The sequence below is a fragment of the Enterobacter sp. WCHEn045836 genome (assembly GCF_003965585.1).
Taxonomy (GTDB): domain Bacteria; phylum Pseudomonadota; class Gammaproteobacteria; order Enterobacterales; family Enterobacteriaceae; genus Enterobacter; species Enterobacter dissolvens.
Window position 1 is genome coordinate 1 of the sequence record NZ_RXPT01000007.1, and the last position, 18,419, is coordinate 18,419.

Consider the following 18,419-nt stretch of genomic DNA (forward strand, 5'->3'; position numbering starts at 1 on the left):
GGGCGGCGACTGGCAGGAGGATAACGGCGTCTGGCATCAGAACGTCTTTGCCTATTACCTGTCGATTGCCTGTAACCACTGTGAAGATCCGGCCTGCACCAAAGTGTGCCCGAGCGGGGCAATGCACAAGCGTGACGACGGGTTTGTGGTGGTGGATGAGGATGTCTGCATCGGCTGCCGCTACTGCCATATGGCCTGTCCGTACGGTGCGCCACAGTACAACGCCGCCAAAGGTCACATGACCAAGTGCGACGGCTGCCACACCCGCGTCGCCGACGGCAAAAAGCCGATTTGCGTGGAGTCCTGTCCGCTGCGGGCGCTGGACTTCGGTCCGATTGACGAGCTGCGTAAAAAACACGGCCAGCTTGCGGCCGTCGCGCCGCTGCCGTCCGCGCACTTCACGAAGCCGAGCATTGTAATAAAACCTAACGCCAACAGCCGCCCGACGGGAGATACCACCGGCTACCTGGCAAACCCGAAGGAGGTGTGAGATGGGAAGTGGATGGCATGAATGGCCGCTGGTGATCTTCACCATTTTTGGGCAGTGCGTGGCAGGGGCGTTGCTCGTCAGCGGTCTGGCATGGATGAGGGAGAGTGACGAGGCGGTCCGAACCCGCATCGTGCGCAGCATGTTCTTTTTATGGCTGGTCATGGGCGTTGGCTTTATCGCATCGGTGATGCACCTGGGCTCCCCGCTCAGGGCGTTTAACTCCCTGAACCGTGTTGGCGCGTCGGCGCTCAGCAACGAGATCGCGGCAGGCTCGGTCTTCTTTGCCGTCGGTGGCTTCTGGTGGCTCGTGTCGGTTATCGGTAAAATGCCGCCCGCGTTGGGTAAAGTATGGATGGTGGTGAGCCAGATCCTGGGGATTGTATTTGTCTGGGCCATGACTCGCGTGTATCAGATCGATACGGTTCCGACCTGGTACACCGGTTACACCACGCTGGCCTTTTTCCTGACGATGGTGCTGGGCGGCCCGCTGTTTGCCGCCCTGCTGCTTCGCGTCGCTGGCACCGCCATCAAAGGCACGTTTGCCGCATCGGTGAGCGTACTGGCGCTGCTGCTGAGCGTGGCGGTGATTGTGCTGCAGAGTAACGAACTGGCGACGCTACACAGCTCCGTACAACAGGCCAGCGCCCTGCTGCCGGACTACGGCGCATGGCAAGTTGGCCGTATCATACTGGTCGCCGCCGGATTAGGCTGCTGGCTGTGCCCGCTCATCCGGCGCCAGGAGCCGAAAGCCCTCGCGCTCTTTGCAGGGCTGGTGCTGGTTGTCGTGGGGGAACTGATCGGCCGCGGTCTGTTCTATGGTCTGCACATGACGGTAGGTATGGCAATTGCCGGTTAACACAGGCGCGCGGGTTCGCCCGCGCGAGCAAGGAAGGTTGTAATGAAAGATGTCTCACAGCGTGAAGCGTTCGCGTTCAGCGCCCGGGTACTGGGCGCATTGTTTTATTATTCACCCGACAGCGAGCATGTTGCGCCGCTGGTCAACGCCCTGACCGCTGGCGAGTGGGTTGCGGACTGGCCGCTGCCGCAGGCGGTGCTGCAGCCCATCGCCGACACCTTTACGGTACCTGCCGATGAGCCCGTCACCGACGCCTGGCAACGGCTGTTTATTGGCCCCTATGCGCTGCCCGCACCGCCGTGGGGTTCCGTATGGCTGGATCGTGAATCCGTGCTGTTTGGGGATTCAACCCTCGCACTGCGCCAGTGGATGCGGGAAAACCAGATTGCCTTTGAGATGCAGCAGAACGAACCGGAAGATCATTTCGGTACGCTGCTGCTGCTGGCCGCGTGGCTCACTGAGAACGGACGCGAGACGGACCGCGACCAGCTTCTGGCATGGCACCTGCTGCCGTGGAGCACCCGCTTTCTCTCCGTGTTTGTTGAAAACGCCGGGCACCCGTTCTATATCGCGCTGGGGAAACTCGCGCAGCTGACGCTTGCGGACTGGCAATCTACCTTACTGATCCCGGTCGCGGAAAAACCGCTCTACCGTTAACCGCGCTGGCTTGCTCACGGATGCTGAGCAAGCCAGGCTCGCCAGCCACCGAATCGCGTTATCTCCTGTGCTCCCTCTAATCCAGCCTCCTCGCAGATAAACCCGGTCAGCCAGCGCCCGTCCTGGAGTTCGACTTTTCCCAGCCCCAGCGGTGCGGGGATCCCGGCCAGAAACGATCCCACTTCGCCGTGCGGAAGTGCCCAAACTTCGACGGCTATCGCTGCCCCCTGTTCCGTCGCCCGCACCATGCCCGGTCGCTTGCCGTCTGCCAGGGCAAAGAGCCGATAATGCGGGGCGCTGATGGTGGCTTCTACATACGTCGCCCCGCGCTGGCGCAGCTGATGATTCAGCGCCAGCCCGTCCAGATGCGCCCCGCACACCACCAGATGCAGGCGGTCATCGGTGGCGGTCGAAACAGGTGCATCCCCTTGCATCTCGCGCCCGCCGGGCAGAGTTAACTTTTGGTGACGTTGTAACGCATCGGCCAGACTGAGCAGATACTGGTCAGTAAACGCGCGGCCAAACAGCGTTATGCCGGAAGGCAAGCCGTTGGCCATAAACCCTGCCGGAACCGCCACGGCAGCGTAATCAAGCAGGTTCATAAAGTTGGTGTAAAGCCCAAGCTCAGAGTTGCGTTTGACCGGTTCCTCCGCCAGCTCGGCCAGACTCACCGGGCGCGGATACGTGGGGGTTAACACGCACTCAAGCCCTGCCAGTATGGCATCGCACTCGCTTTTATAGCGCTGAAGCTGGTACTGCGCTTCAAACGCCGCTACCGCACTCATGGCAGGTGCTTTTTGCAGCACATTGCGGATCACCGGCAGCACCGCGTCCGGCTGTTGCTCAATCAACGCGCCCGCCACGTGGTAGCGCTCGGCCACCCACGGGCCGTCATAGAGCAGTTTTGCTGCCGCCAGGAACGGCGAAAAGTCGATGGTCACCGGCTCGCCGCCAAGGGCGATCAGCCTCTCCTTTGCGGTGTGATACAGCGCCTCGCTCTCTGCGCAGCCGAGAAACGCCAGCGTGTCTGGCACGCCAAAGCGAAAACTGGCTGCCGGTACGCCAAATGCCAGCGCTCCGTTCCAGGACGGGTTAGTACGGCTGTAGTCATCGCGCGCGTCTTTCACCGCCGTCAGCGCCAGCAGCTGGCTGGCCTCCGCTGCCGTGCTGGTGAAGAACGTTACGCAGTCCAGCGTGCGGCAGGCGGGCACCACGCCCGCTGTCGAGATCAGCCCTTTTGTCGCCTTCAGCCCGACAAGATTATTGAGAGAGGCCGGTACGCGCCCGCTCCCGGCGGTATCGGTGCCCAGGGCAAAGCTCGCCAGCCCCAGCGCCACGGCCAGCGACGAGCCCGCGCTTGAGCCACCGGACGGATACTCCGGATGAACGCTGTTGCGACACGCCCCATACGGTGAGCGCGTGCCGTTTAAGCCGGTCGCGAACTGATCGAGATTGGTTTTCCCCAGCGGTATCGCCCCCAGCGCAATCAGCTGCGACACTATTGTCGCATCCTGCTCTGCCCGGTACGCAAAGGCCGGACAGGCGGCGGTGGTCTCGATACCCGCCAGATCGATATTGTCCTTAATGGCAAACGGCACGCCATAGAGCGGCAACGATGCCGGATCCACGCCGTCCAGCGCGGCCAGATACGGCTCCAGCTCGTCGGGCGTGAGAAGATAAATAAAGGCGTTAAATTCCGGGTTCAGCGCCAGCGCGCGCTCGCGCAGGGCGAGAAGCACCGCGCGCGGATTAAGCTGACCGGAACGGTATGCCTGCGCCAGAACATCAAGGCGTAAATCAAAAAGGTGCTTCATGCTGTTTTCTCCAGGACCACCACACACTGACCCGCGCGCACCGATGAACCCGGCTGCACGCGCACCTGGCTGACCACCCCATCCTGGGTTGCGACCAGCGGGATCTCCATCTTCATGGACTCCAGCACCACCAGCACATCGCCTTCGCGCACGGTGTTGCCGACTTCAACGTTCACCTGCCACAGGTTGCCTGATACCGGGCTGTCAATCCCGGCCTGTCCGGGTACCAGCGGCGCGTCTTCGCCATCTGTTACCAGCACCTCGCTGCTGTCAAAATGGGCCTGACCGTTGGCGGCCCAGCGCTCACGCTCGGCGTCAAACGCGGCCTGCTGATGCGCGCGGAACGCCTCAATCTCCGGCGCCTCGTCGGCCAGGAATTGCTGATACTCCGCCAGCTTCAGCGTGGTGTGTTCGATGCGCAGCGGATAACGTCCCAGCGGAAAATCCCGGCGGATGGTGAGCAACTCTTCCGCCGAGACCGGATAAAAGCGGATCTGGTCGAAGAAGCGCAGCAGCCACGGCTTACCGTCAAAGTCCTCCACGGCGTGATAGCGATTCCACATCTGCAGCGTCCGTCCGACAAACTGATAGCCACCCGGCCCCTCCATGCCGTAGACGCAGAGGTAGGCCCCACCAATGCCCACCGAGTTTTCCGCCGTCCAGGTGCGAGCCGGGTTGTATTTGGTGGTCACCAGACGATGACGCGGATCGAGCGGTGTCGCAACCGGCGCACCCAGGTAGACATCCCCCAGCCCCATCACCAGATAGCGGGCGTCGAACACCGTTTTATAGACCTCGTCGATATTCGCCAGATCGTTGATACGACGGATAAACTCCAGGTTGCTCGGACACCATGGCGCATCCCGGCGCACGGTGGTCATGTATTTGTCGATGGCCTTCTGGCACGCCGGATCGTCCCAGGACAACGGCAGCCAGACCACCCGCGACGGCACATCCAGCGACGCCTGCCCGCATACGTCCCGCCACAGCCCGGCCACCGTCTCCAGCAGCGCTTCCAGACTCAGCGTTTCCGGCTGATAGTGAACCTGCAGGGAGCGGATCCCCGGCGTGAGGTCGATAATCCCCGTCAGGGCGCGAGTTTCCAGCGCCTGCATCAGCGCGTGGGCGCGAAAACGCAACACCAGATCCAGTTCGGGGTCGCCAATCTCCAGCAGCAGATGGGTATCGCCGGATAACCTCGCCACCAGCCGTTTATCGTCCTCCCCCACCTCCAGCACCACCGGCGAGCTCAGCCCGACAGGTTGCCACGGCATGACCTGCGCCGTCAGGCTGGCGATTTGCGCCGCCTGCCCCTGCGCCAACCGTCGGGCGGTGGAAACGTCCACCGGCATAAAGCGCACCTTATCGCCCGCTTTCAGCTGGCCAACCGCGTGGAGATCCGCCTCGATGACGGTGACCGGGCAGACAAATCCCCCCAGGCTTGGGCCGTCGGGGCCGAGGATCACCGGCATATCGCCGGTGAAATCCACCGCGCCAATGGCGTACGGGTTGTCGTGAATGTTCGACGGGTGCAGCCCCGCTTCGCCGCCGCTGTCGCGTACCCATTCCGGTTTCGGGCCAATCAGGCGCACGCCCGTGCGGCTGGAGTTAAAATGTACCTCCCACTCGGTGGCAAAAAAGGTCGCCATATAGCCCGGCGTAAAATACTCCGGCGCGCCATGCGGACCGTAAATCACCCGCAGCTCACGCACCGCATCCAGGCTGGTGCGCAGGGCCTGCGGCAGCTCGCCGTCCGCAACAGGTTCGGTCAATGGGGACAGATGCAGCACGTCACCCGTGCGCAGTGCCCTTCCGGCGTGACCGCCAAACTGGCCGAGGGTAAATGTGCTTTTGCTGCCCAGATAGTCCGGTACCTCAAACCCGCCGCGCAGGCAGAGATAGCTGCGCACGCCGTCACCCTGAATATCGCCCATACGCAGCGTACTTCCCGCCCGGACGCGGAAAACGCGGTTGTTTGCCAGCGGCTCGCCGTCCAGCGTCAGCGCAATGGTTGCGCCGGTCACCGCCAGCTGCGCGTCGCAGTTGAATTTCAGCGTCGGGCCGCTGAGGGTGATCTCCAGCGCGGCGGCCCCCTCCTCATTGCCCAGCAGGCGGTTGCCGAGACGCAGCGCCAGGCTGTCCATCGGCCCGGAGGGCGGCACCCCGACAGCCCAGTAGCCCGTCCGCCCCGGATAATCCTGAACCGTGGTTTGCGTCCCGGCGCTGAGCACCTCAAGGGTGAAAGCCTGATACTCCAGCGTCTCTAAACAGCGGGTCCACGGCTCGCCGTGGGCGAACGGCGGGAAGGTTAAAATCTGCTGCAAATAGCTGCGGTTGGTTTCCACGCCGTAGAGACGCGTCTCGCCCAGTGCGGTGTGCAGGACGCGGATCGCCGCCTCGCGCGTGGGCTGCCAGGCGATGATTTTGGCCAGCATCGGGTCAAAAAACGGCGGTACGTCGCAGCCGGACTCCACCCAGCTGTCGATGCGCAATGTGCGACGGTCGTTTCCCGGGAACACCACGTCGGTGAGTAGCCCCGGCGACGGCTGGAACTGACGGCCCGGATCTTCGGCGTAGACCCGCGCCTGAATGGCGTGTCCTTGTGGTTGCAGGCTGGCGCGCAGCTCCGCCAGCGGCGGCAGCGTTCCGGCCGCCAGGTCAATCATCCAGCGAACCAGATCAACACCCCACACCTGCTCGGTGACGCCGTGCTCTACCTGTAGACGGGTGTTCACTTCAAGGAAGTAAAAGCGGGCCGCGTCGCTGTCGTAGACAAACTCCACGGTACCCGCGCTGCGGTAGTTGACCGCCTGGCCGAGTTTGATCGCCGCCTCGCACAGCGCGGCCTCCATGCCGTCCGGCAGGTTAGGCGCGGGCGTCTCTTCCAGCACCTTCTGGTTACGCCGCTGTACCGAGCAGTCGCGCACGCCGAGGGCAATCACCTCGCCTTTGCCGTCACCAAACAGCTGGACTTCCAGGTGACGCGCCCGCTCAATGTATTTTTCGATAAACACGCCCGCGTCGCTAAAGTTATTCTTGCCCAGGCGCACCACGGCATCGAAGGCGTCGCGCAGCTCTTCCGCGTGATAACAGACGCGCATGCCGATCCCGCCCCCGCCCGCGGTGCTTTTCAGCATTACCGGGTAGCCCACTACCGCCGCAGCGTGAACGGCCTCATCGACGTTAGCCAGCAGTCCGGTGCCTTCGAGCATCGGCACGCCGTGCGCTTTCGCCAGCGCGCGGGCGGTATGTTTCAGGCCAAAGAGGCGCAGTTGTTCCGGCGTGGGGCCGACAAACGCAATGCCTGCGGCTTCGCAGGCTTCGGCGAACGCGGCGTTTTCCGACAGAAAACCGTAGCCCGGATGAATGGCCTGCGCACCGCTGGCTCTGGCGGCCGCGATGATCTTTTCGCTCACCAGATAGGTGTTCGCCGCCGGGCCCTCGCCCAGGCTCAGCGCCTCATCCGCTTCCCGGATATGCAGGCTGCTGAGATCGGCTTCGGAATAGACCGCCACGCCGCGGATGTTCATGGCGCGCAGGGTGCGCAGAATGCGGCAGGCAATCGCCCCGCGATTTGCAATCAGGAGTGTCGTCAACATAGGTCAGACTCAATCGTGGCGGGTCGTCCCGCCGAAAATCGGCTCACCCATGGTCGTCCATGGGGAAAAAGCGGTTACGGCAGAATGCGTCCGGCGCGGACTGCAAACAGGCGATAAATGGCCTGGCGCAGGCGCTGCCAGCGGGTGGGCGTCAGTTCCATACCAGCACCTCTGCTGGCGTCGGGTTCCAGCCGTTGCACGGGTTGTTAAGCTGCGGACAGTTGGAGATCAGCACGATGACGTTGCACTCGGCGCGCAGCTCGACATATTTCCCCGGCGCGGAGATCCCGTCCTCAAAGGTCAGCCCGCCCTGCGGAGTCACCGGCACGTTCATGAAGAAGTTAATATTGGCGGCAATATCGCGCTTTTGCAGGCGGCCATCGTGCAGGCAGGCGCAGAGAAAGTTATCCCGGCAGCTGTGCATATGGCGTTTATCGAGAGCATAACGCACGGTGTTGCTCTCCTGCGCGCAGGCGCCACCGAGGGTATCGTGACGCCCGCAGGTATCAGCCACGATGGTCAGCAGCGGGTTACCGAGGTTGGAGTACAGCACGCTGCCGTGGGTGAGATAAGCGTTGTTCTGGCGGCGCAGGGTGCGCTGTGCGTCGTAGCGCTCACGCGGGTTGTCCGCATTGTAAAACAGGGTGTCCACCGCCTGGTTGCCCTCCAGGTCGAGCAGGCGGAGCGTCTGGCCTTTTTTCACTTCAAACAGATACGGTTCCCCCGCCGGGATAACGTAGCGGAAGCTGGCGTGCTGGGGATGTTTTTCGCTGGCAACGGTCATACACGGCTCCTTACAGGGCGAAACGTTGAGTGTTAGTGATGGCGCGTTCGTTTTCCGGGCGCGTCAGGAGGGCGTTAATCGCCCCCTCTTCATCCTCCGCCTGCCGCCAGCTCAGCTGTACCGGGCGCGGGGCGTACTCCCGGGAGGGATCCATCGGGTGCGGTAGCGCGGTCATGACAATCAGCGTGTCCATCGGCGCGAACAGCTCAACGTAGCTGCCCGGCTGCGAATGTCCGCTGTGGAAGCGGAACTGGCCGTTGTCCTCCACGGTGACCTTGCTGAAGAAATTGACCACCATCAGCAGATCTTCCAGGTTGAGATCCCACTTGCCCATCTCCACCAGCAGGTTGTCCGTACCGTTACGGTAGAAACCGTTGCGCAGCTCCTGATAACGCCCCTGACCGTATTTTTCCGCCACTTCGGCGGCATTCAGCACGCCGCCAAACGGGTCGTGCCAGCCGCAGGTGTCGGCGGTAATGCCCACCAGCACGCGGCCCATGTCGGAGTAAAAGCAGTGTCCGGCGGTCAGGCGCGCGGTGTGCTGGCCTTTCAGCGTGTCGGGCAGGTTCAGCCGCTCGCTTTTCTCGTGCGGGTTGAGCATCAGCAGGCTGACGTTGGCACCGCCTTGCGTATCTGTCATGCGCAGGATCTGCCCGCGCTTGAGGACAAACGAGAGGTGTCCCCCGCCGGGAAGCGTCTCTTCACGTAAAATCGTCATGGTATTCACTGTTACCCCCTTAAGGCATAAACGTTGTCGGGCGTGGTTCCGCTCAGGGCGGAGAGCCGCGTCTCGTTGAGCGGAATGTCGTAGGTGATGCGCGCGCCGTAGGCATTCGGTGCCTGCGGGTCGAGGCGCACTTTGTCGAACACCAGCAGCCGGGTGCCGAGGTTGAAGCCTTCAGACAGATCGTGGGTGACCATAAAGACGGTCATGCGGGTTTCGCCCCACAGCTGCAGCAACAGGGCGTGCATGTCTTTTCGAATCCCCGGATCCAGCGCGCCAAACGGCTCATCGAGCAGCAGCACGCGCGGCTGCATGATGAATGCCTGAGCAATGGCCAGGCGCTGCTGCATGCCGCCGGAGAGCTGGGCGGGATATTTATCCAGCGCGTGCCCGAGGCCGACTTTTTCCAGCATCTCCGCCGACCGTTCACGCACGGCGCGCTTTTTTGCCCCAAACAGCCGCCCGAACAGCGGCGATTGCGGCAGTTCAAGACCGATGGCGACGTTATCCAGCACGCTGAGGTGCGGGAAAACGGAGTAGCGCTGAAACACCACCCCGCGGCTGCTGTCCGGCTCGGCGCGCAGCGGTTTGCCATCGAGGGTGATCTCGCCCCGGCTGGGTGCTTCCTGACCAAGCAGCAGGCGCAGGAAGGTAGATTTTCCGCAGCCGGACGCCCCCACCATCGAGCAGAACTCGCCCTCTTTCACCTGCAGGTTCAGGCGTTCCAGCACCACATGGTCGCCGTACTCCTGCCAGATATTGTTGATGGTGATAAAGCTCATGCCTTCCCTCCTTCCGCCCAGGGAAAACAGGTTTTATGCAGCTGACGCAGAGCGAGATCCATCAGCCACGCCAGCAGGGTGATCCACAGGACGTACGGGATAATCACATCCATCGCCATGTAGCGCCGTACGAGGAAAATGCGGTATCCCAGCCCGGCGGTAGAGGAGATAGCCTCCGCCGAGATAAGAAACAGCCATGCCGACCCGAGCAGCAGACGCAGCGAGGTCAGCAGCCTGGAGAGTAATTGTGGAAGCACCACGCGCAGCACCAGCGTCCAGCTACTGGCCCCCAGCGTCTGGGCTTTGATGAGGATCTCCGGTGGGATTTCACAGGCGCGGTGCTCCAGATCGCGCGCCAGCATCGGGGTGATGCCGATGACAATCAGCATCACCTTCGACAGCTCATCCAGCCCGAAAACGATAAACAGCACCGGGAGTATTGCCAGCGGCGGGATCATCGACAGCACCGTCATCAGCGGCGAGAGCGACGCACGCCACAGCGGGAACACGCCCGAGGTAACGCCAACGCACAGGCCGATCAGCGAGGCGATCGCCAGCCCTGCCAGCAGACGCGCGAGGCTCACCAGGGTATCGACCCAGAACAGGTATTCACCGCTGCGTTTATCCGGGGTCAACGCCATCCGGGATAGCGCGTCCAGCATTTGCTGCAGGCCGGGCAGCAGCTTGTCCTGCGGGTTGGCCTCCAGCCTGACCGCCGAGCCAAAAAAGTAGGCGGCCAGCAGCAGGACAAAAGGCAGCATCACGAGCATCAGCCGCATGCCGGGAGTGGGATGGCGATTAATGTGTCGCATGGAGACTCCGTCCGTTATCACAGCGTGCCGGCAGCGGCCATTTTCACGAAGCTGTCGTCAAAGCGCAGTTTCACGTTGCTGGCATCGCCCACCGTGACATTGCCCGGGAAGCGCATACCGATAAAATCGGCGCTCTGCGCGCCCTCGCCCAGCAGCCCTTTGTCGAAGGAGAACGACGCCACGCGCTGCATGGTTTTCGCCAGATCCGGCGACATGACAAATGCCATGTTGTCCTGCGGGGTGTAGAACAGATGGGTGGTTTTGAGCTGCGCCTGATACCCGGCGAGATCGGTCCCGGAGGCGGCGGCCATCGCATTCAGGGCGCTGGCATCCTGCGCTTTCATCAGCCCCATCATCTCGTACCATGCGCCAGTGAGCGCTTTGCCCAGCGCCGGGTTATCTTTCAGGGTCCCGGTGTTGACCACCATCATGTCGATAAGCTCACCCGGTACCTGCGAGGATCTGAACACTTCGGTGGTGTTTGGCGTGCCTTTGATGACGGAAAGCTGCGGGTTCCACGCCACCGCAGCCTGCACACTGGCGGTCCCGAACGCAGAGACGATATCTGCGTCCGAGGTATTCACCACGGTGACGTCTTTCTCTGCGAGCCCGGCTTTTTCCAGACCGCGCACCAGCAGATAGTGGGACACGGAGAGCTCAGGCAGGTAGACCTTCATCCCTTTCAGATCTTTCAGGGTTTTGCCCTTACCTTTCATCACTACTCCGTCGTTGCCTTCCGAGTAGCTACCGAGGATCAGCGCCGTGGTGTCCACCCCGCCTGCGGCCGGTATGGTCAGCGCATCCATGTTGGTCATGGTGCAGCCGTCAAACTGCCCTGCGGTGTACTGGTTGATGGATTCGATATAGTCGTTGAGCTGCACGACATTGATTTTGATGCCGTATTTGCTGGCCCATTTATCGATGATTTTGCTACTGCTGATGGTGCCCCAGGGCATCCACCCGGCGTAGATGGTCCAGCAGACGTTGAACTCTTTTTTCACAGCAGCGAACGTGGGGAGACTGACCAGCATTGCCAGCGACAGTACAAGAGAGTGGAGTAATGGCGTTTTTTTCATGCTTGACCTCTGAGTGGCACAAAATTAGGGGGGCAGCGCTACACCGTCTGGTGCTGCTGTCTCCCGGGCTTTTGTCCCGCCGTGTAACCTCTCAGAGGTCGCCAGCTCTTGGACCAGCCATTCACCGTGGTGAACCGGAACCCTAGCCAGCTATTGTTCAAATTGTGGTGTGCTGCCCTTTCACGGTTAATTAAGCAAGGGGTGTGCCAGGATGGTTTTGCTTTGTTTTTTAGGAGGTTGGGGATGGCTGTGGGTTGGGTTTCACTGTTTTGGGGAGCGGGTTTGGGGGATGTGCACTGCGGTGGGGCGTTTTGGGGCGGCGATTTGAATTGCCGGATAAATTAATGCATTAATAATATTTCTGCGTGGACGAAGGAAAAACAATGGAGATGGACGACTGGTGGTTTGGCTGGAAGGGGTTCACTCCCGAACGCCCCTGTCCTGGCAAAGTTGTGTTGATGGTTGGCGCGGGGATCTCCATTGATTCCCCTTCGCGACTCCCGGGAGGATACGAACTCACGGAAGCCCTGCTTGACCACTTGCTTGACAGCAACGCGGCTGACGAAATTAAAACGGTATTTGGTCAATGTGAGCAGTGGATGGGGCGAAGCCTGCCACGTCTGGAGCATGTTCTTGATAAAGCGTTTGAACCTTCAACCATTGAAGGCGTCGAGCGTAGCGGTGCCGCCCGGGAACTGCTGCGTATCTTTTCCCAACGTCCCCCAAATGCGAATCATCATCTGATTGCCGATTACCTGATTAAGCACCGTGGCTGGTGTATCACCACTAATTTTGATGACTGTATCGAGCAGGCTGGTTGTCATCAGATCCCTGTGCATGTGATTGACCCTGCAACCAAAACTCTGGACATCCTGCACCGGGAATACGGTGAAGATTGGGGTATCATCAAAGTGCACGGCACAATTGAACACGGCTGTTCAGGACTTGGCGCAACACTTGCCGACCTGGAGCACGGGCTACCCGAAGCCTTCAAAAAACTTCTCGAACAGGTAACAAATCAGGCCGATTTAATGGTTGTCGCAGGCTACAGTGGTACCGACCATTTCGACATTAATCACTGGATCCGCGATCGCTGGAATGGGAAGCGCTCGACGCGATTAGTCTGGATTGACCACCGCCCCAGCGTTGAAGAAGAGTTCTGGCGACTCAAAGAACATGAAAATCGCGAGCCGAGAGTCTACTGGCAAGGCGCTTTCGGCGGCATGAAGATTCAGCACGGACCCACGTTAGCATTACTGTCATCCCTGCTGGGGATCCCTCGTGAAACGGTTAAAGATACCGAAGAGAATGGCGACTGGTGGCGTACGGCCCTGGCAGATTATTACTCCCCTACCAAGAAAGAAAAGTACCTTACCGGCACTCGTCTGGCCAGCTCTATCGGTCTTGGCCAACTAGCCGAGGAACAGCTCCGTTATTTGAAACGCCAACTGGAAGACGACGATATGTTGGTGCCTTTCGAAGCAGAGATTTACTACTCCCGTGGGTTTATTGCCGGGGCGTTATGGTTACAAAACTATCTAAAATCATCGCACGAAAAAAACAGAAAAGTGAACGGCACCGCCCTGATCCGTGCTGAAGGAAAACCTGCAAAAGCGCTTCTGTTTTATCTTGCGCGGTGGTTAAAAAGCTCACGCAGACTCTCACTTGATGAGCAAATAGACGCGTTTGCCTGCCTGCTTGATATCCACGAGCGGAGGCAACAATGGCGACTCTGGCAAAGTAAACCGCTTCGACGTCTGGGCGAAAAGGGATGTAGCGTATTCCGTCGGTATTTCATGAAGCTTGAGAACAATAAATTGCCGCTGTATCTGCATGGAAGGATGCAAATGCAGTCCATTCGCCTGGGCACGCTGTTTTACGATGAAGAGGCTTTTTCCTTTGGCGATGTCTGGAATTTACTCTATCGCGAGAGCAGTCCACCGAGTTTTTTTACCCCTTACGGCCCTGCAATCCCAGGTTTTTATCTGATTGAACGCAGCACTGCGCGTGAAGAAGATCGCATTGCCGACCTGGTGCTGGCGAATATTAATTACGTCAATACCCTCCTTTCCGCTCTGCGGCGTCGTTGGCCTAAGGGCAGCGAAAGTGTATTTAAGGAAAGACAGCGAAGGGATGGATATGTTGATTCAGGAGACTATGCGGTGACGTATATCGTGCAATTGTTAAACGACAGCTCACAGATGGTTAGCGCTTTGAATGCACCGCATTTACACATCCTGATTGCCAGAGCCTGGATCAGGGCGGACAGTATTTTAGGCGGTATCGAATACTGGAAACAGCAGCGGCTTTATCTCGGCAGTCCGCGTTCGCTGACGACATAAAGAGGTCGTCTAAATCTGAGGCTGTCATTATGCCTGTTGCTTTGCCGTGACATTTGTTTTTGCGGTAAAGCATGTTGATGGTGGCCTGCCCCGTTTCCTCAAGCACGATCGCGCAGTGTAACCAACAACATGCATCGGAAACGATGCTAAATCGGCGAAACATGTTTAAGTGCTTAAGGGAAATACCTTCATCCGTTACAAAACAGGGCTGATGATCAGGGCGTTAATGATATCCACCGCAAGATTTGCAAGGCGTTTCGGAAAACGGTGGTTTGCTTCAGAATCACAGAAACCGTTCATACTGGCTGGAATGCACTTAAGTTCATCAGTATGATTGCGGGCAGCATCGCCAGTTAAGATTTGCTGAGAGGACAATATGGATGTTACTGAAGAGGCTTTGTTGAGCGCTGGCTTTACGCGATCTGACTTGCAGAAGATTAAGAACAATATCGAAAGCTATGGTGGAACATTAGGGGAAGTGATCCAGGATCTGGCTAATCTATTCAGGGTTGTTTTATGGATAACATCATCTTGCCTGATGGTTTTAATCCTTCTTATGTTGTTTGCTGCGAAAGAAACCGTTGTGGGTGGTGGAATATCAATACTCATCGCTATCATCATCGTTGTATTTATTCAGCCGCCAGTCCTGTCTTACAAATCCTGGCGGTTCTGGAGAAAATACAGGGGTTAATGGTTGGATGCTTCAGTGGAAAGCAGATCAAAAATAACTTTGGCCTTAAGTCCATAACCTACAATTTTCATGGTGAGTTTTGGACGGCTCATCGTATCCACCTTGCGATAAAAATCCCGAGGCATCCATTTAAACAGCCTCCATGCTTCGGGTTTTCTTGCTAATCCGAAGATGCTATAAACACTGGCGCTTAACGTAACAGCATTATAAATCGCAAGTCCTGTTTCAGGCCTGAATCCCATAAAGTGAGCCACATTCATCGCGCCATCAGCAACAAACCCTTCAGTTTTCGATTCTTTACCGTAAATACCAGGAATGATTTCTTTTGAGAGACCGTTGATGCCGTCCATGACAAGGATAGCCCCTGCCAGCATTCCTATTGGCGTCATCGTCGACAACATTAAGGCACCACCAGCAATAGCCATTCCAGAAACCACTATGTGAATGACTGAAATCACATATCCGACAATTTTGTTATTTTCTTTAACAAACTCAATCTTTGCATAAAGTTGTGCAGTTCTGGTTCTCAACAGGCGTTCTTGTTCTTGCAGATTATGAGTTTCGGCACGCAGATTTTTGATGCATAAAATACAATCTTCATCCGTTTTGGCCCGCCGTGCTGCTGCAAATCCCTTTTCTACGACCTGTTTTATCTCCTCGACAAACTTTATACGCGTCAGACCATCATGCAAGTAAAATGCTGACAACCGATTTGCTGTTTCGACCAGCTTTCGGGCTTCCAGATTCACAATCGTATCTGAACATGTTCTGTTCCAGCCCCTGTTAAGCAGAGCAATATCCATCATGCATCCCTTTCCATAAGTGTCTGATTATTTTACGTGCAGGATGATCAGGAGCAATAGTAAAAGCCTTGTCAGAATCTGATTTTACCCGAGTGAATCTGGGTAGAGGGTGAAGCCACATGCACTCAGTGTCGGCTTTATCATGCGTGATGGTAGATCTTCGCTCCTGACGGACCAGCTATGTCAGGCACTTGTCCGCTTCGTGCCAGAAGCGGACCTTTTTAGACTGTCATTCAATCTTTCAGAGAGCTCAATTCTTCAGAGAGCCATTGCCTTAGAATGCTTATTTTAAATACTGAACGGTAGACTAAATCGTATCCTGGCTCAGCCTTAAGTTTGTACTGTGGAAACGCAACAACAAGCCTTCCTGCAGCCACATCATCCGCAATCTGAGATCAAAAGCGCTTATGACAACGCCAAACGAGCACTGTCGGGCGGACTGGTGAAAATCAAAGAACAGACGAACAAAGAGGCGCGAAAAGCTTCAGGTGGAGGTAGATCGCCTCAAGGCCGAGCTAGAGGCCTACAAGAGAAAGGAAGAACAATGGCTACGCCGCTGGCAGCAAATCGCCTTTCATGTGCGGCAGAAAGGCATACAGATGGCTAGTGTGGATAAAACCTCTACTCAAAGGGCTGAGCTGCCTTATAATACTGAAACCGCGCAGACACACCGGCCTTTTGATAAAGAAATTCCACCTTCAGGGAGAATATAAAATGAGTCTAGAAATAAAAAAACAAAGTAACCCGTTTTCTACTGGCGGTGGGGGAGTTAATTTTGAAACAAGAGTTCAAGCAGCTTTCGCACTATCCTTATTGACTAAATCTTGTGTTCCTTGTTTGAGTAACTACATGAGGGCTAAAGAGTTAAAATTCCAGAACAAATATGATGGTGTAAATACTGATGATTTTGTATTGACTGCCACAGACAACTCAAATAATGAAAGTAAGATCTTTGCTCAGATTAAACATGAAATAACTATTAGTGGCTCATCAAACTCAGTATTTGCAGAAGTTATAAATAGTGCTTGGGCGGACTTTAAAAGTGTGGGCTTTAAGTCAGAAAGAGATTCTATCGCGTTAATAACAGGTAATTTACCAAAAACTGACATAAATAATACTTTGCCGTTACTTGAATGGGCTAAGTTTTCATCGAACTCAGAAGATTTTATAAAGAAATCTCAAACCCAAGGATTTACCAGTGAAGCAAAGCTCGAAAGATTAGGGATATTTAGAGATCAGCTTACTCATGCGAATAACGGGGTAGCTATCTCAGAAGAAGAATTGTGGTCTTTCTTAAAATCGTTTCAGATTTTACCTTTTGACTTAGATGCAGAACATTCAATCGTAGCAAACTTACTTTGCTCATTGATTCAGTGTTACTCAGACGTATTACCTTCTCTAGTCTTAGCTAGACTTGTTTCCTGCGTTCAAAGTTTCAACCAGAATGCGGGGGTTTTAACTCAAAATAATATACCAGAAGACGTTAAAGGATTATTTAATAAATCAAGCCACTTATATTTCGAGAATGACTTGATAAAGCTTTATGAGCGCAGTAAGCATATTTTTGAAGGTATTTCTACAACTATAAATGGACTCCATGTTGATAGGACAGAACAACTAGCAGCACTATCTAACTGCTATAGAGATAGTGAGTTTGTATTTGTTACCGGTGCAAGAGGGGCTGGAAAGTCAGGCGTTGTTAAAGATTTTATCACAACAAAAAATTTAGATATTCCAGTCTTCTACTTAAGAGCTGAAGATTTAGATAAAAGTAACTTAAATGAAGTTTTCACTTCCATGGGAATTACATCTTCTTTGGGAGAAATTGAAAGTCATTTCTCATTGCTTCACGAAAAAGTACTCGTAATAGAGTCCCTAGAAAAAGTTTTAGAGCTAAATTATCCAAATACTTTTGTTGAGTTATTGCAATACATTAGAAAACAGTCTGGTTGGACTATCATTGCAACTGGCCGGGACTATGCTTATCAACAATTGTTATTTAATTTCCTACAGCCTTGCTCTATAAATTTTAGCAGCATGAATATTGAAGGGCTTGAAGATAGTCAAGTCGAGCAAGTTTGCGAGCATATTCCAGAGCTAAAATCTTTAGTATCTAATAACTCATTAGTAGAACTACTAAGAATACCATTTTTTATTGAGATTGCTGTAAGAGCTATAAAAAATGGCGCTCAATTTGGGATTGGAGATACTGAAGAAGACTTTAGGGATACAGTGTGGCGGACTGTCGTTGCAAAAGAAGTTGATAGAAAGTCAGGGATGCCAGATAGAAGAAGAGCAACCTTTATTAAAATAGCAATAGAGAGAGCTAAAAAGATGCTTTTTGGTGTCAGAGCAAGCGGTTTTGACCCGGAAGTAATCGCAAAGTTGGAAGAAGACAATTTGATCTACAGAGATCAAAAATCATCTTGTGTAAGTCCTATGCATGATGTTTTGGAAGATTGGGCTTTAGAGGAGTTCATCGATAGAGAGCATTTTGATAATTCTCATAATGTTGCAAGCTTTTTGTTAAATATAGGAAATGAACCTGCGATAAGTAGGGCATTCAGGTTATGGCTGTATAGGAAGCTAAAATTTGATGATACAACTAATGAATTCGTAGAAGGTTTATTATCTTCGGACGAGATAGAGAGTTATTGGAAGGACGAGGCAATTTCTGCAATCATGCAGCATGACTCTCCCGGGATATTTCTTAATTCACTCAAGCGCCAACTTCTTAAAGATGATTGTGCTCTTTTGACACGGTTTTGTTTTATTCTCAGAATAACGTGTCAAAGACCAATATCTCTACACAACGGACTATTGATAAAAGATAAAAAATCGGGATTGCTCAAATCCCTTTTCCTGAAACCATATGGAGAAGGTTGGGAAGCACTATTCCATTTTATTTATGAGGAAAGAGATAATTTGAGTAGTCCTGTGCGCACTCAAGTTATTGAATTAATAGATTAATGGACTGGTCTCATTAATA

14 protein-coding genes, 1 pseudogene and 1 riboswitch are annotated in these 18,419 nt (G+C 55.5%); of the genes and pseudogenes, 7 read left to right on the top strand and 8 right to left on the bottom strand.

Features of this window, described 5'->3' with window-relative positions; translation table 11 throughout:
* From EKN38_RS10475 to dmsD, 3 genes are all read left to right on the top strand, one after another.
* Window positions 1-490, top strand: a 490-nt coding sequence (locus EKN38_RS10475) for a 4Fe-4S dicluster domain-containing protein (protein ID WP_126522054.1), incomplete at its 5' end; no start/stop codon positions are given.
* 1 nt (window position 491) lies between these two features.
* Entirely contained in the window at window positions 492-1,346 is an 855-nt protein-coding gene (locus EKN38_RS10480; RefSeq protein WP_014831727.1) for a dimethyl sulfoxide reductase anchor subunit family protein, read from the top strand.
* Between the two features lie 42 nt (window positions 1,347-1,388).
* Window positions 1,389-2,003: a Tat proofreading chaperone DmsD gene (dmsD, locus tag EKN38_RS10485; RefSeq protein ID WP_014831726.1), complete on the top strand. Its 615-nt coding sequence runs from the start codon at window positions 1,389-1,391 to the stop codon at window positions 2,001-2,003.
* 14 nt (window positions 2,004-2,017) lie between these two features.
* On the opposite strand, the gene atzF is transcribed toward dmsD, so the two are convergent.
* The 7 genes from atzF to EKN38_RS10520 all read right to left on the bottom strand — a co-directional run bounded on the left by atzF (window position 2,018) and on the right by EKN38_RS10520 (window position 11,594).
* The gene (atzF, locus tag EKN38_RS10490) at window positions 2,018-3,817 is read right to left on the bottom strand and encodes an allophanate hydrolase (RefSeq protein WP_014831725.1); all 1,800 of its coding nucleotides are present in this window, start codon (window positions 3,815-3,817) and stop codon (window positions 2,018-2,020) included.
* Window positions 3,814-7,416, bottom strand: coding sequence for an urea carboxylase (uca, locus tag EKN38_RS10495; RefSeq protein ID WP_014831724.1), 3,603 nt, complete (start codon window positions 7,414-7,416; stop codon window positions 3,814-3,816). Before uca ends, atzF begins: the two co-directional genes overlap by 4 nt.
* 151 nt (window positions 7,417-7,567) lie before the next feature.
* Window positions 7,568-8,200 carry an urea amidolyase associated protein UAAP2 gene (locus tag EKN38_RS10500; protein WP_014831723.1) on the bottom strand — a complete coding sequence of 211 codons (633 nt, stop codon included), beginning with the start codon at window positions 8,198-8,200 and terminating at the stop codon, window positions 7,568-7,570.
* A 10-nt stretch (window positions 8,201-8,210) separates the two neighbouring features.
* Entirely contained in the window at window positions 8,211-8,918 is a 708-nt protein-coding gene (locus EKN38_RS10505; protein WP_043951759.1) for an urea amidolyase associated protein UAAP1, read from the bottom strand.
* Window positions 8,919-8,929: 11 nt separating this feature from the next.
* The gene (locus EKN38_RS10510) at window positions 8,930-9,706 is read right to left on the bottom strand and encodes an ABC transporter ATP-binding protein (RefSeq protein WP_014831721.1); all 777 of its coding nucleotides are present in this window, start codon (window positions 9,704-9,706) and stop codon (window positions 8,930-8,932) included.
* Window positions 9,703-10,518, bottom strand: coding sequence for an ABC transporter permease (locus EKN38_RS10515; protein ID WP_014831720.1), 816 nt, complete (start codon window positions 10,516-10,518; stop codon window positions 9,703-9,705). The genes EKN38_RS10510 and EKN38_RS10515 overlap by 4 nt, the downstream gene beginning before the upstream one ends.
* A gap of 17 nt (window positions 10,519-10,535) precedes the next feature.
* Window positions 10,536-11,594: a putative urea ABC transporter substrate-binding protein gene (locus EKN38_RS10520; RefSeq protein WP_126522056.1), complete on the bottom strand. Its 1,059-nt coding sequence runs from the start codon at window positions 11,592-11,594 to the stop codon at window positions 10,536-10,538.
* 58 nt (window positions 11,595-11,652) lie between these two features.
* Window positions 11,653-11,751: riboswitch (guanidine-I (ykkC/yxkD leader) on the bottom strand.
* A gap of 226 nt (window positions 11,752-11,977) precedes the next feature.
* Between EKN38_RS10520 and EKN38_RS10525 the strand changes: the two genes are divergently transcribed.
* Window positions 11,978-13,936, top strand: a complete 1,959-nt coding sequence (locus tag EKN38_RS10525; RefSeq protein WP_014831718.1) for an SIR2 family protein — start codon at window positions 11,978-11,980, stop codon at window positions 13,934-13,936.
* A gap of 376 nt (window positions 13,937-14,312) precedes the next feature.
* A complete protein-coding gene (locus EKN38_RS10530) occupies window positions 14,313-14,627 on the top strand; it encodes a hypothetical protein (protein WP_014831717.1) in 315 nt (104 codons plus the stop codon).
* On the opposite strand, the gene EKN38_RS10535 is transcribed toward EKN38_RS10530, so the two are convergent.
* Window positions 14,624-15,430: a DUF4225 domain-containing protein gene (locus EKN38_RS10535; protein WP_043951758.1), complete on the bottom strand. Its 807-nt coding sequence runs from the start codon at window positions 15,428-15,430 to the stop codon at window positions 14,624-14,626. The two genes, EKN38_RS10530 and EKN38_RS10535, sit on opposite strands and share 4 nt — an antisense overlap.
* Before the next feature lie 385 nt (window positions 15,431-15,815).
* Between EKN38_RS10535 and EKN38_RS10545 the strand changes: the two are divergent.
* Together EKN38_RS10545 and EKN38_RS25980 are read left to right on the top strand one after the other, a co-directional pair.
* A pseudogene (locus EKN38_RS10545) lies at window positions 15,816-16,143 on the top strand (protein kinase); the annotation flags it as partial.
* 1 nt (window position 16,144) lies between these two features.
* A complete protein-coding gene (locus EKN38_RS25980; protein WP_260480549.1) occupies window positions 16,145-18,400 on the top strand; it encodes a hypothetical protein in 2,256 nt (751 codons plus the stop codon).
* The last annotated feature ends 19 nt before the right edge of the window (window positions 18,401-18,419 follow it).

What these genes read in the sequence shown, in the direction of transcription:
- EKN38_RS10480 (WP_014831727.1), top strand. Translation starts at nt 492, where the DNA reads ATGGGAAGTGGATGGCATGAATGGCCGCTGGTGATCTTCACCATTTTT.
- dmsD (WP_014831726.1), top strand. Translation starts at nt 1,389, where the DNA reads ATGAAAGATGTCTCACAGCGTGAAGCGTTCGCGTTCAGCGCCCGGGTA.
- atzF (WP_014831725.1), bottom strand. Translation starts at nt 3,817, where the DNA reads ATGAAGCACCTTTTTGATTTACGCCTTGATGTTCTGGCGCAGGCATAC.
- uca (WP_014831724.1), bottom strand. Translation starts at nt 7,416, where the DNA reads ATGTTGACGACACTCCTGATTGCAAATCGCGGGGCGATTGCCTGCCGC.
- EKN38_RS10500 (WP_014831723.1), bottom strand. Translation starts at nt 8,200, where the DNA reads ATGACCGTTGCCAGCGAAAAACATCCCCAGCACGCCAGCTTCCGCTAC.
- EKN38_RS10505 (WP_043951759.1), bottom strand. Translation starts at nt 8,918, where the DNA reads ATGACGATTTTACGTGAAGAGACGCTTCCCGGCGGGGGACACCTCTCG.
- EKN38_RS10510 (WP_014831721.1), bottom strand. Translation starts at nt 9,706, where the DNA reads ATGAGCTTTATCACCATCAACAATATCTGGCAGGAGTACGGCGACCAT.
- EKN38_RS10515 (WP_014831720.1), bottom strand. Translation starts at nt 10,518, where the DNA reads ATGCGACACATTAATCGCCATCCCACTCCCGGCATGCGGCTGATGCTC.
- EKN38_RS10520 (WP_126522056.1), bottom strand. Translation starts at nt 11,594, where the DNA reads ATGAAAAAAACGCCATTACTCCACTCTCTTGTACTGTCGCTGGCAATG.
- EKN38_RS10525 (WP_014831718.1), top strand. Translation starts at nt 11,978, where the DNA reads ATGGAGATGGACGACTGGTGGTTTGGCTGGAAGGGGTTCACTCCCGAA.
- EKN38_RS10530 (WP_014831717.1), top strand. Translation starts at nt 14,313, where the DNA reads ATGGATGTTACTGAAGAGGCTTTGTTGAGCGCTGGCTTTACGCGATCT.
- EKN38_RS10535 (WP_043951758.1), bottom strand. Translation starts at nt 15,430, where the DNA reads ATGGATATTGCTCTGCTTAACAGGGGCTGGAACAGAACATGTTCAGAT.
- EKN38_RS25980 (WP_260480549.1), top strand. Translation starts at nt 16,145, where the DNA reads ATGAGTCTAGAAATAAAAAAACAAAGTAACCCGTTTTCTACTGGCGGT.